This window comes from Staphylococcus warneri (assembly GCF_900636385.1).
Classification (GTDB): Bacteria; Bacillota; Bacilli; order Staphylococcales; family Staphylococcaceae; genus Staphylococcus; species Staphylococcus warneri.
In genome coordinates this window covers 630,369-642,833 of record NZ_LR134269.1, presented here as the reverse complement: position 1 = coordinate 642,833, position 12,465 = coordinate 630,369, and the positions used below count along the sequence as shown (strand labels likewise).

At 33.4% G+C, this 12,465-nt stretch carries 14 protein-coding genes; 8 read left to right on the top strand and 6 right to left on the bottom strand.

The features are described from left to right. Positions 1-85 precede the first annotated feature (85 nt). Positions 86-892, top strand: a complete 807-nt coding sequence (fdhD, locus tag EL082_RS02975) for a formate dehydrogenase accessory sulfurtransferase FdhD (protein ID WP_002465427.1) — start codon at positions 86-88, stop codon at positions 890-892. Between the two features lie 22 nt (positions 893-914). On the opposite strand, the gene EL082_RS02970 is transcribed toward fdhD, so the two are convergent. The 5 genes from EL082_RS02970 to EL082_RS02950 all read right to left on the bottom strand — a co-directional run bounded on the left by EL082_RS02970 (position 915) and on the right by EL082_RS02950 (position 5,631). After that, entirely contained in the window at positions 915-1,670 is a 756-nt protein-coding gene (locus EL082_RS02970; RefSeq protein WP_002465443.1) for a GNAT family N-acetyltransferase, read from the bottom strand. 70 nt (positions 1,671-1,740) lie between these two features. Beyond that, positions 1,741-2,289 (bottom strand): biotin transporter BioY, encoded by a 549-nt coding sequence (locus EL082_RS02965; protein WP_002465426.1) that lies wholly within the window; start codon positions 2,287-2,289, stop codon positions 1,741-1,743. A 69-nt stretch (positions 2,290-2,358) separates the two neighbouring features. Beyond that, entirely contained in the window at positions 2,359-3,297 is a 939-nt protein-coding gene (locus EL082_RS02960) for a nucleoside hydrolase (protein ID WP_103286152.1), read from the bottom strand. Positions 3,298-3,445: 148 nt separating this feature from the next. Continuing rightward, entirely contained in the window at positions 3,446-4,366 is a 921-nt protein-coding gene (locus tag EL082_RS02955; RefSeq protein WP_015364782.1) for an ABC transporter substrate-binding protein, read from the bottom strand. Between the two features lie 119 nt (positions 4,367-4,485). Beyond that, positions 4,486-5,631 carry an acyl-CoA dehydrogenase family protein gene (locus EL082_RS02950; protein ID WP_002465444.1) on the bottom strand — a complete coding sequence of 382 codons (1,146 nt, stop codon included), beginning with the start codon at positions 5,629-5,631 and terminating at the stop codon, positions 4,486-4,488. A gap of 154 nt (positions 5,632-5,785) precedes the next feature. Here EL082_RS02950 and EL082_RS02945 point away from each other — a divergent pair, with 154 nt between their 5' ends. Genes EL082_RS02945 through EL082_RS02930 form a run of 4 tightly spaced genes read left to right on the top strand, consistent with a single transcriptional unit; the run spans position 5,786 to position 8,780 of the window. After that, positions 5,786-6,535, top strand: coding sequence for an amino acid ABC transporter ATP-binding protein (locus EL082_RS02945; RefSeq protein ID WP_103286153.1), 750 nt, complete (start codon positions 5,786-5,788; stop codon positions 6,533-6,535). Further along, positions 6,532-7,389 (top strand): amino acid ABC transporter substrate-binding protein, encoded by an 858-nt coding sequence (locus EL082_RS02940; protein ID WP_002465422.1) that lies wholly within the window; start codon positions 6,532-6,534, stop codon positions 7,387-7,389. Before EL082_RS02945 ends, EL082_RS02940 begins: the two co-directional genes overlap by 4 nt. A 4-nt stretch (positions 7,390-7,393) precedes the next feature. Beyond that, the gene (locus EL082_RS02935) at positions 7,394-8,077 is read left to right on the top strand and encodes an amino acid ABC transporter permease (RefSeq protein WP_103286154.1); all 684 of its coding nucleotides are present in this window, start codon (positions 7,394-7,396) and stop codon (positions 8,075-8,077) included. 13 nt (positions 8,078-8,090) lie between these two features. Next, positions 8,091-8,780 carry an amino acid ABC transporter permease gene (locus tag EL082_RS02930; RefSeq protein ID WP_002465438.1) on the top strand — a complete coding sequence of 230 codons (690 nt, stop codon included), beginning with the start codon at positions 8,091-8,093 and terminating at the stop codon, positions 8,778-8,780. Positions 8,781-8,834: 54 nt separating this feature from the next. Here EL082_RS02930 and yut read toward each other — a convergent pair whose 3' ends face one another. After that, positions 8,835-9,749, bottom strand: a complete 915-nt coding sequence (yut, locus tag EL082_RS02925; RefSeq protein ID WP_002465416.1) for an urea transporter — start codon at positions 9,747-9,749, stop codon at positions 8,835-8,837. A gap of 269 nt (positions 9,750-10,018) precedes the next feature. Between yut and EL082_RS02920 the strand changes: the two genes are divergently transcribed. Genes EL082_RS02920 through ureC form a run of 3 tightly spaced genes read left to right on the top strand, consistent with a single transcriptional unit; the run spans position 10,019 to position 12,457 of the window. Then, positions 10,019-10,321 (top strand): urease subunit gamma, encoded by a 303-nt coding sequence (locus EL082_RS02920; RefSeq protein WP_002465430.1) that lies wholly within the window; start codon positions 10,019-10,021, stop codon positions 10,319-10,321. Between the two features lie 13 nt (positions 10,322-10,334). Next, complete coding sequence (locus tag EL082_RS02915; RefSeq protein WP_002465420.1) at positions 10,335-10,742, top strand: urease subunit beta; 408 nt, start codon at positions 10,335-10,337, stop codon at positions 10,740-10,742. Continuing rightward, the gene (gene ureC, locus EL082_RS02910) at positions 10,742-12,457 is read left to right on the top strand and encodes an urease subunit alpha (protein ID WP_015364780.1); all 1,716 of its coding nucleotides are present in this window, start codon (positions 10,742-10,744) and stop codon (positions 12,455-12,457) included. Before EL082_RS02915 ends, ureC begins: the two co-directional genes overlap by 1 nt. The last annotated feature ends 8 nt before the right edge of the window (positions 12,458-12,465 follow it).

Here is a 12,465-nt window from a genome sequence, read left to right as displayed (position 1 = left end):
TTTCTTAATTATATAGTACATAATGATTTAAAATATATCATTAACCCTTTAATATATTAATTATAGAGATAAAGGGAGTAAAGATATGAATAGAGATATATCATCTAATCAAAATATTGTACGATATGAAAATGGACAACTTAAGGAAAGTGTTGACACATATGTGACTGAATTCCCGCTAACAATAATGGTAAATGGCGAAGAATTTGCCACTGTTATTTGTAGTCCCACTAATATGGAAGAATTAGTATTGGGTTTTTTAGCTTCTGAAGGTGCCTTATTAAAAAAAGATGAATTAAAATCCATTCAAATTGATGATAGTAAAGGCTTTGCTCATGTCGAATTAACAAAGTCATTAAATGATCGCTTCGAATATTCCACTAAACGCATGATTGCCTCATGTTGTGGTAAAAGTCGTGAATTTTATTTCCAAAATGATGCCGCTACTGCTAAGACATCACTATCGAAAATAACAATCACACCTCAACAAGTATTGAATATGATGACTCGTTTACAAAGTGCGAGTACGATATTCAAACAAACGGGTGGTTTGCATAATGCAGCAATTAGTGATGGTGATACATTTTTCGAACATCGACAAGACATTGGACGTCATAATGCCCTAGATAAGCTATATGGCTTTTGTATTCAAAACCATATACCTGTTAGGAATAAAGTTTTAATATTCAGTGGTCGTATTTCTTCAGAAATTTTAATCAAGGCTGCTAAAATTGGCGTAGGTGTTATATTATCTAAGTCAGCTCCTACTACACTTGCGATTCAACTTGCACATGATTTAAATATCACAGCTGTAGGTTTTATTAGAGATGGTAATTTCAATGTATATAGTCACCCTGAACGTATTAAAGCTGCTAAAGATTCTAACGAATAAGTCGAATCTTTAGCAGCTATTGTTATATTTTTTCTTTTAAAACTTGATATCTAAAACTGCGATATACATACCCTTGCTTCAAATACATGTCTTTAACTGTATCTTCACCATCGGCAACTAACATCACTGGTCTTTCACCGGCTAATTCACCCACAAATGCTTGCATCGTTTGCCCAATACCATTTCTTTGGTAGTCCTCTAAGACACCAAATCCATCTATTTCAACCGAGTTTTTATTTTCAATGATATCTACAATACCAACAGGTTGACCGTTTAAATAACTAACCATTGGTGTTGCTTTATTGATATTAAAATTTTGTTTAACATTCTTAACGCTTTGTTTCGCATATTTTTTACCAAAGGGTAATGAAAATTGATAATAAATATCAAGATAGTCTTGCAAATTTTCCCTATTAACTTTGATTAATGTGACATCGTCTCTTTTGTTTAATTGTGCTAAATCTTGTCCTTCTATTAAATAAAATTCTAAGACTCCCAGTTTAAATCCTAATTCTTTAAATAAATCAAACCATGCTTCATTAAGATATTCATTTTCTGGGAAATAAAAGGATAAATGGTCAGATCCTTGTGTAACATGCATTTCTTTTTGTGTTTCAATATCTGTTAGCCATTGAACTTGTGTCGGACACTGATGATATAACCATGTATTATTAGAATATTGCAATGCATCAGTCGGTGTTAAATAAATGGTTTTGCGTGCATCTTCAGATAGCATATTTCCTTCTAAATAAATGTCTGATATCGTCAAATGTTTCATCCTTATCCCATCCCTGCCGATAATTAGAATCGTTTATCATTCTTATATGAAACATTGTCTTATAGTCATTTTATTTAATCAACTGTTTGAATCGAGAATGATTCAAAATCGTTGCGCCTACTAAACTTGCTATGATCGCTTTAATAATGTCACCTGGCATAAATGCTAACGATAATTTAATAGATTCTTTTACTGGGATATTTGTAATGAACCCCATAATGATTGTTCCTAAAATATCTAAACCAAGGACACCTACCACTAAAGTTACAATTAATAAAATAATAAAATTGATTTTATGTAAATATTTATCTCTAACCCATCCGATAAAGAAAGCAACAAATGGATATAAGAATAAAAATCCTGCAGATGGACCTGCAAATGCGCCTATACCGCCACGTCCGCCAGATAAAACTGGTAATCCTACTGCAGCTAGTAATAAAAAGATAACTACGCTTAATGTACCTAATTTTCTACCTAAAATGATACCTGCTAAGAATATACCAATATTTTGTAATACAATTGGAACTGGCATGATTGGTAACGGGACACCAGGTACTAACCCTAATATACATATAATTGCTGCCATCAAGGCTGTGTAAACTAAATCTTTTGTACTCAATATGTTCATCCTCCTTACATGAAGATGATTATACCATTAATGTAAACCTAAGTGAATATATAGTTTACATTAGTTCGCTCGTTTAGCTAAGTCTCCTATATAGTTAAAGAACTTATTACGTTCTACGTAATTGATCATATTAATCTCTCTACCATTATCACGTTGAACAGTTCTGCCTTGACTCGGACCATGAGCAATCACATCTACATTTAGTTTTACTGATTTAGTTAATTTTGGATTTCCAACATAAGCTGTTGTCAGTACATCCCATAAGAAATAAGTTGAATTAGTAACAAAATGAGTTAATGGAGGCACCGCTGCATAACTCACTCCTAAGAAGTCAATACCCGTAAAATGACGTTCATCAGCCCATCGTTGTCTTACATCTAAAGTTAATGGGACTTGGTTTGTACTTTCTAGTGCAACCATATCTATTTTAATTTTACTATCAAATACTATTTTAACTGCTTCTGGATCCCAGAAAGCATTCCATTCTGCGGTACCATCATGTTCAGGTTCTTCAACGTTTCCTTTTTCTAAAAATGTACCACCCATCCACACAAGTTTTTCAATTTTATTTTCGATTGTGGGATCGGTTTTTAAAGCTTTGGCTAAATCTGTTAGTGGTCCTGTAAATAATAGAATTAGCTTATCGTCTGCTTTTTTAAGTTTATCTATAATATCTTCGTATGCTTCAAGTGTATTTTCTTTTGACTCAGCATTGGCCACTTTTTCATTTAGAATCGGTAATGCATCCATGAAAAAAGCATGCATTCTCCAATCTTTTGGAAATGGGTTTTTCCCTCTTTCATAAGAAGGTGCAACATTAAGTTTTTGCTTCGAAAATCGATTAATTATTTTGATAGATGCGCTTAAAGATGGTTCTAAGTAGCAATCTGCTCCTATTGTACTAACCCCAACTAGTTCTACATTTTCCATATGTAAAAGTAAAAATAATGATACTAAATCATCGACGCCACCATCATGATTAAAATAAACTTTTTTCATAAATAATACTCCTTTAATTGTATTTAAAATATTTTAATAATTATTAGCTATTTCATTATATCGAATAATTACAAAGATGACATAAAAGAACAAAAAGAAGTTGAACCATTGACTGACCATGGCTCAACTTCTTCATTATTGATATCGTTTATTTAGTATCCATTAATTTTTTCTTTAAATCTTTACGCATAAAGTCTAAGCTATACGGATCATTATACCAGTATGTTTCTGCTTTCACTTTAATCACTTTACCGTCTTTAACTGCTGGTAAGTTTTTCCACATATTAGTTTTTTCATAAGCTGGTGTTGCTTTGCCTTCACTTGTTGAAACAATGTAATCGCCAGCATATTTATCAACTTTTTCTTGTTTCACTTCAGCAAATCCTGCTTTTTTAGTTAAATCATCAACTGCTTTAGGCATTTTCAAACCAAATGCTTGATATAGAATTTCTCCACCACGGCCCCAATGGTCGCCATAAGTATATAATTTCTTATCAAATTCATCAAAGATAGTTACAGTTTTGTCTTCACCAATTTTATCTTTGATTTCTTTACCATCTTTAGCAGTTTGATCTTTCCATTCTTTTTCCCATTTTTTAACTGCATCTTCTTTACCTAGTAGTTTACCTAGTTCTTCTTGTTGTTCTAAATAATTATGTTTTGCATAGTTAAATGGCACAGTTGCTGCAATTTTCTTGTATTTTTTGATACTCTTATTTTGATCTAATACAATAATTAAATCTGGTTTTTCTTTAGCAACTTTCTCAACATCGTCGTCACCAACTTTAGTAACACCTTTAAATTTATCTTTTAAAACATCACTTTGATCAACTTGGTTACTTACTGCTACAACGTTACCACCTAATTTTTTTACGCCACCAGCATATGATGGTGCAACAACAGCAATACGTTTTGGATTTTTAGGAATATCAATTTTTTTCCCATCATCCGTTTTGTAAGATTTTGTTTCTGCCTTTTTATCAGACTCTTTAGAGCCATTCCCTGAATTGTTACCACATGCAGCTAATAACAACACTAATGCTATTAAAGGTAATAATAATTTTTTCATATTTTCCTCCTATTGAAAACGATTATCAATTTCATTAAAATTATACAAGATTGCATGTAGTTTTACAATAAGTTTTTATAATAATAAATTTGATATTTTGCTACGAATTTTAATCTAACTTACATTAAACCAGTAATACTTTTAGCAATATTAGTATATGCCATATCTTCCATTGGAGGATTATGAAGTCCTGCTCGCATGTCACGATAATATCTTTGTAGTGGTCTTTCCATCTCTAGACTCTTAGCACCAACAATTCTCATTGCTAAATCTACCACTTCCAAGCCTTGATTTAATACTAAGACTTTACTTGCAGATGTCTCATTCCAAATATCCGTATCTTTCTCATATAATTGATATCCATGAGCAGTACTCCATAGAAAATGTCTTGCAGATAATAAAAGTGATTCCATTTTACCTAGATTTTGTTGTACTGTCGGAATTTCAGCAATTGTGCCATCTATGCTATTAGGACTATATGTTTTTGCAAAATCTACTGCATAGTCTCTTGCAGCTTGAGCAATACCTAAATATACACTTGGAATATGCAATATCCATCCATTCAATGATGGCTTACGTTGATGTTCTACAAAATATTGTTCAGGTATCTTCACATCATTTAAAACTAAATCATGACTTTCAGTTGCTCGCATACCTATCATGTTCCAATTATCAGCTATTTCTAAACCTTCAAAGTCTCTAGGAACTAAAAAGAAACCTACTTGTCCTAGTTCTTCTACATAAGCACCTACCACAAAGTGCGTTAATGCCTTACTCATTGACGTAAATGTTTTAACACCATTTAAGACATATCCGTCATCAACTTTGACTGCGTTTGTGGCAGGACGACCACCACGTGTTGGGCTACCAGTTTCTGCTTCACTCACTGCACGATTAACGAGTGCACCCTTCTTCACTTCTTCAGCAAATTCATCTAACAAATCTTGTTCCCACAGTTGTTGTTCATAAAGTTGTCCCACTACACTTAAATGCCAACCAATAGAAAGGGCTGTTGCACCATCGATACGAGCTAAATGTGTTTGTAGAATAACCATATCTTCAATTGTTCCACCCTCACCGCCATATGCTTTAGGTAAGGTTAATAATGTATATCCTTCATCAATGAGCCATTGTACATTTTCATATGGAAAACGTGATTCGATATCATTGTTTTCTGCATATGATTTAAATTGCTCTTCTACAGCCTTAAATTTGTCTATCCATTTTCGTTGCAACTCAGTTTGGACTAATAATGATTGTCCCATTTCTTCACCTCATTAACGTATATCTTTTAGCTTAATTATTCTTAGTTTAACACTCGACATTATTAATTAAAAGTACTGAAATCACAGAATCCCTACTTTACCGATAAGAATTAATATGATAAGTTAATTTTAATGATAAAGGGAGGTTAGCAACTTGATCAAAGTAGAACATTTATCTCATTTTTACCATTCAAATCAAGTGCTTAAAGATATTAGTTTTTCACAACAAAGGGGATCAGTGACAGCTATTATAGGCCCTAGTGGTTCTGGGAAGACCACTTTACTTCGTACATTGAATGCACTTGCTATTCCGTCAAAAGGTCACATCACTATTGATGACTATCAGTTCAATGCAGAGCAGCACAATAAAAAAGATATTTCACACCTGAGACAACAATCAGCAATGGTCTTTCAAAATTATCAACTGTTTAAAAATAAAACAGTACTCGAAAATATAACTGAAGGTCTCATATATGGCCAAGGTAAGAATAAAAAAGAAGCTATACATATCGCTGAAGAACATTTGCGTATGGTGAATTTGATAGCACATAAGGATAAATATCCAATTCAACTTTCCGGAGGTCAAAGCCAACGTGTAGGCATCGTACGCGCACTTGCACTTAATCCCAAAGTCTTACTATTAGATGAACCTACTTCAGCATTAGATCCTGAGTCGATTCAAAGTATTTTAAACTTAATCAAAAATATCGCACAACAAGGTATGACGATGGTTATAGTGACGCATGAAATTAGTTTTGCCAAAGCGATTGCCGATCAAATTTTGTTTATTGATAATGGGGAATTGATTAAACAAGGCACACCTAACGATGTTTTACATCAGCCTAGTAATGATCGCATCCAACGTTTTATCCAAAGAATTAAAACAGAGGAGGATGCAACGTGAAACGTATAAAAATGTATCTCATGTTAACCGTTCTCGTATTAAGTGTCTCTCTTCTTTATTCATGCTCTAATGATAATGAGCAACATGCAACGAAATCACATCCAAAAGAAATTAAAGTCGCACTTTCAGCTGAAGTTAACCCACCCTATCTGTATACTGATAAAAACAATCATTTTATAGGGTTAGATATGGAATATATGAAACTATTAGAGAAGAAATTACCGCAGTATGATTTTAAATATGAGGTTGGCGAAGAAGAATCTAATTTAGTAGGTATTGGTTCTAATAAGTTTGATATGGGCATTAATTGGTTCTTTAAAACGCCTGAAAGAGAGAAGCAGTTTTTATACCAAGATGTGCCGTATAGTTACGCACTACCTATGCTCGCAGTTAATAAGAAGAATAATGATATACATCAACTCAGTGACTTAACTCAAAAAAGGTTAACACCTATGGCTCCAAGTGGTGGTTTATTTTCAATTTTAAAACAATATAATCAGACTCATGATAAAAAGATAGATATAGATACGATTCAATCACCTTCTAACGGTGACAACTTGAAGATGGTTGGTAATGGCCGTCGTGACGCTATGTTTCTAAATTGGAATACATATAAAGCTGTTCAAGACAAAGTTCACGAAGACGTTAAGATTGGTGGCATCGTTAAAAAAGAACCGCTTCATATTGTTTACAATAAAGATAACCAACAATTACATGATGATATCGATCAAGCGACACGTGAATTAAAAAAAGAAGGCAAACTTCAACAATTATCTCAGAAATACTTTGACATCAATGTATTCGAAGATTTAAACAAGATTAATCGACATAAGAATCAATTGGAGGTGCATTAGTTAAATGTCTGCTACACAATGGCTAGATTTATTTAATCAAGTCGTCCAACAATTGCCAATTACGTTAATCATGATTATATGTGCACTCATTTTAGCAACTATACTAGGTTTAATCCTTACTATAATACGTATAAAACAAGTGCCCTATCTATCAACATGTGTGAGAATCTACCAATCATTTATGAGAAGCACACCACTTCTCCTTCAATTATTTTTAGTTTATTTTGCATTACCTCAATTTCTGTTAATATTTCATATCAATATCAATCATTTTGATCGATTATTTTTCATTATTTTAGCATTCAGTCTACACAGCGCAGCCTATTTATCTGAAGTATTTCGAGCAGGTTATTTATCAGTGGATTATCGTCAAATTGAAGCTGGTCTTTCAGTAGGATTAAGTTATCCAAGAATCTTGAAAGACATCATTATACCGCAAGCATTAAGAAACAGTATTCCCAATTTAACAACCCAAATCATTGAACTAATTAAAGATACATCATTAGCTTTCACTATTGGCATTATAGATATGATGGGACAAGTTCAACTAATTATTGGAAATAATTATGGGTTAGGTATGTTAGAAGTCTATATTGTGATTTCTATAATCTATTGGTTACTAGCATTAATCATTCAGGGAACATTTACAATTATCAGTAAAATTTCAGAAAAGCCTTATCAAGTTTAAGGGGGATATACCAGTGACTTTTATTTTCCATACTATTATTGAAGTTTTAAAAGGTGTACCTCACACTTTAGCAGTAACTTTAATAGCCATGTGTGTAGGGATACTGATTGGATCCATATTTGCTCTGATTCGTTTACATCGAATTCCTGGACTATCTCAATTTGTAGTCATCTATAATTCATTTTTTAGAAGTACACCCTTAATAGTTCAATTATTTGTGTTTTATTATGGAGTCCCAGCATTCATTCTTTGGTTTAACACCATATTCAATACAAAAATGAATCCAGATATGGTCCCTCCTTTAATGATTGCAGCTATCACTTTTTCATTACATGCAACTGCATACTTATCCGAATCAATTAAAGGTGGTTTACTTTCAGTAGATACAAAACAAATCGAAGCTGCACAAACAGTAGGCTTATCCAATTGGAATGTTTATCGACGTATAGTATTTCCACAAGCATTTGGATATGCACTACCTAATATTGAAAACCAATTTATTATGCTATTAAAAGGGACATCGCTCGCTTTTGCTGTCCAAGTAACTGAAATAATGGCAATTAGTACTGAAATTGCTAATGAAGGCTATCAATTTGTACCAGTTTATACGGTCGCTGCACTATTTTATTGGGCTTTAGCGATTATTATTGAGCTCATCTTCCATAAGTTAGAACATCATACAACCCATTATTTAGTGTCATAAACTAAAACTCTGGAACACAACACTTTTAAATAAGCGTGAACCAGAGTTTTTTAACTAATTCTTGTTCTCGAGATTTCTATGAGGACGACCAGCAAATAACATAATCCATGTCGCTAGAATAAATGGCATTGTTAATGATGGTAATCCAATAGGTTCAAGCATCGTATTCAAACCCAAATGTAATAATACAGTTAATAATAACCCTAGGAATGTTGAAAAATATGTATTGATACTCGTCTTGAATGTGGTACCCAATGCAATTGCTGTTAAAATTAAATTATAACCAAATAACCCTTGATTAATGTCATTCACGTTACCACCTAACATTGCTACAATTACAAAACCGAGTATATTACCTAAAACGGCATATACCGTTGCTTTTCTAGAGCCAATTAAAATACCAATTAATATAAGCAAGCCTGCCCATACGCTAGGAATAATAAAGACTTCACTAAAGCCTTCTAAAGTGGTTTTAATGATATTTACATGTTCAGAACTATGGTTCTTCACAATGGATTCTACAGTTCCCGGAATGATATTCAACGGTGTTTTAACAGCTCTCACTTGTTCTGAAATTGAAACTGCAAACCAAGTTACAATAACAAATGGTGCAGTTAACATTGCTATACCATATGGCTTTAACCATTCTCTAATAGCTGAACCAACTGGTAAAGTTAGCACAGTAGCCACAATCGTTATCAAAATACCTGCCCAATTTTCATTTAAAAACAAAGTTAATGCAATTGCAGTTAATACTGGACTAAAACCAGCTAAACCATCATTGATCTCTTCATTAGAATAATTAACATGTGGTGCTAATACATATGCGATTATACTTCCAACGAGTGCACTTAATCCCACTTTCCAATTACCAATAAATAAAGCAATTAACACTAATAATCCTGTGTAATGATTATTAATTAATAACACTTGGGATATATTCTTTAAGATAATACTTACTGCTTTCATGACATATGCCCCCTAATTTCATAATTATCATGATACATCACTTTTTAAAAAATGTGTATAAATATGTTATTTACTCTTTTTATATAATATACGTATTAATAAAATTAAATGATTTTTATAATTGCATTCTAAAAATCAAATATTTTGTGCCTTTTATTTAAAATTTGAAACTTATCGACTCATTATACTTGTTAATTATTAAAAATCGTCCTAATATAAAATTTGCAAGTTTATTTTGCAATTATAAATATTTGAAAGAAGGGATTATTTTGCATTTTACACAACGAGAGCAAGATAAATTAATGATTGTTGTGGCTGCAGAAGTTGCTCGTCGCAGAAAAGCACGAGGCCTTAAACTAAACCATCCAGAAGCACTTGCTTTAATTAGTGACGAATTATTAGAAGGCGCAAGAGATGGAAAAACAGTAGCTGAATTAATGAGCTTTGGTAAAACAATTTTAAATGAAGAAGATGTAATGGATGGTGTTGCAAGTATGATTACTGAAATCGAAATCGAAGCAACATTCCCAGATGGAACTAAATTAATCACTGTCCATCATCCAATAGTTTAAGGAGGACGTTAATATGATTCCTGGAGAAATTAGAATTAAAAATACAGATATTGAAATTAACCCAAATTCACCAGAAACGGTACTTGAAGTAAAAAACACTGGAGATCGCCCTATTCAAATAGGCTCACATTTCCACTTTTTTGAGGCTAACTTAGCTTTGGATTTTGAACGCGACAAAGCTTACGGTAAACATTTAGATATTCCTGCTGGTGCAGCTGTCAGATTTGAACCTGGAGATGTCAAACAAGTCCAACTTGTAGAGTATGCAGGTAATCGTAGAATTTATGGCTTCCGCGGATTTGTAAATGGCCCTATCGATGGTTCCCGTGTATATCGTCCTACTGGCGAAGACGATAAATATGCAGGCGTATTCAATGACGAAGGCCATGATAATGTCAATAAAAAAGGTGGTACTAAATAATGAGCTTTAAAATGACGCAATCACAATACACAAGTTTATACGGTCCAACCGTTGGTGACGCTGTAAGATTAGGTGATACTAACCTATTTGCAGAAGTTGAGAAAGATTATGCTAATTATGGTGACGAAGCTACATTCGGTGGTGGGAAATCTATTCGTGATGGTATGGCACAGAATCCTAACGTAACTCGTGATGATAAAAATGTAGCCGATTTAGTTTTAACGAACGCAATGATTATCGATTATGACAAAATTGTTAAAGCGGATATCGGAATTAAAAACGGCTATATTTTTGCAATCGGTAAAGCGGGTAATCCTGACATTATGGATAATGTGAATATCATCATTGGTAGTACAACTGATATTATTTCTGCTGAAGGGAAAATCGTAACAGCTGGTGGTATTGATACTCATGTTCACTTTATCAATCCTGAGCAAGCAGAAGTCGCATTAGAAAGCGGTATTACAACACATATCGGTGGTGGTACTGGTGCTTCAGAAGGTGCAAAAGCAACAACTGTAACCCCTGGTCCTTGGCATATACATCGTATGTTAGAAGCTGCAGAAGCATTACCTATCAATGTTGGTTTTACAGGTAAAGGACAAGCAGTCAATCACACAGCACTTATCGAACAAATCCATGCTGGTGTTATTGGTTTAAAAGTTCATGAAGACTGGGGTGCTACACCATCAGCATTAAGTCATGCATTAGACGTAGCAGATGAATTCGATGTTCAAATTGCACTTCATGCCGATACATTAAACGAAGCTGGTTTTATGGAAGATACAATGAAAGCAGTTAATAATCGTGTCTTACACATGTATCATACTGAAGGTGCTGGTGGCGGACATGCACCTGACTTAATTAAATCAGCGTCTTATTCAAATATCTTACCTTCATCTACTAACCCTACATTACCTTATACGCATAATACTGTAGATGAACACTTAGATATGGTTATGATTACACACCATTTAAATGCTTCAATTCCAGAAGATATTGCATTTGCAGACTCACGTATTCGTAAAGAAACTATTGCTGCTGAAGATGTATTACAAGATATGGGTGTATTCAGTATGATTAGTTCTGACTCACAAGCGATGGGACGTGTCGGTGAAGTTATCACGCGTGCATGGCAAACCGCTCATCGTATGAAAGAACAACGTGGTCCATTAGAAGGCGATTCAGAATATAACGATAATAATCGTATTAAACGTTATATTGCGAAATATACAATTAACCCTGCTATTACACATGGTATTTCTGACTATGTTGGTTCAATTGAATCTGGTAAATTAGCTGACTTAGTATTATGGGATCCTGCTTTCTTTGGTGTTAAACCTGAGCTTGTAGTAAAAGGCGGTTTAATAAATGTAGCAGTTAATGGTGATGCTAATGGTTCTATCCCAACATCAGAACCAATGAAATATCGTAGAATGTATGGACAATATGGCGGTAATATTACTCATACAGCTATGACATTTGTATCTAATACTGCTTATGAAAATGGTATTTACAGACAACTTAACTTACAACGTATGGTAAGACCTGTTAAAAATATCCGTAACTTGACAAAAGCAGATATGAAGAATAACAGTGCAACACCTAAATTAGATGTTGATCCACAAACATATGAAGTTTATGTTGATGGGGAAAAAATTACGAGTGAAGCAGCAACTGAGTTACCATTAACTCAAAGATACTTCTTATTCTAGGAGGAAGC

Coding starts and splice junctions, on each gene's coding strand:
- fdhD (WP_002465427.1), top strand. CDS start 86: ATGAATAGAGATATATCATCTAATCAAAATATTGTACGATATGAAAAT.
- EL082_RS02970 (WP_002465443.1), bottom strand. CDS start 1,670: ATGAAACATTTGACGATATCAGACATTTATTTAGAAGGAAATATGCTA.
- EL082_RS02960 (WP_103286152.1), bottom strand. CDS start 3,297: ATGAAAAAAGTTTATTTTAATCATGATGGTGGCGTCGATGATTTAGTA.
- EL082_RS02955 (WP_015364782.1), bottom strand. CDS start 4,366: ATGAAAAAATTATTATTACCTTTAATAGCATTAGTGTTGTTATTAGCT.
- EL082_RS02950 (WP_002465444.1), bottom strand. CDS start 5,631: ATGGGACAATCATTATTAGTCCAAACTGAGTTGCAACGAAAATGGATA.
- EL082_RS02935 (WP_103286154.1), top strand. CDS start 7,394: ATGTCTGCTACACAATGGCTAGATTTATTTAATCAAGTCGTCCAACAA.
- yut (WP_002465416.1), bottom strand. CDS start 9,749: ATGAAAGCAGTAAGTATTATCTTAAAGAATATATCCCAAGTGTTATTA.
- EL082_RS02915 (WP_002465420.1), top strand. CDS start 10,335: ATGATTCCTGGAGAAATTAGAATTAAAAATACAGATATTGAAATTAAC.
- ureC (WP_015364780.1), top strand. CDS start 10,742: ATGAGCTTTAAAATGACGCAATCACAATACACAAGTTTATACGGTCCA.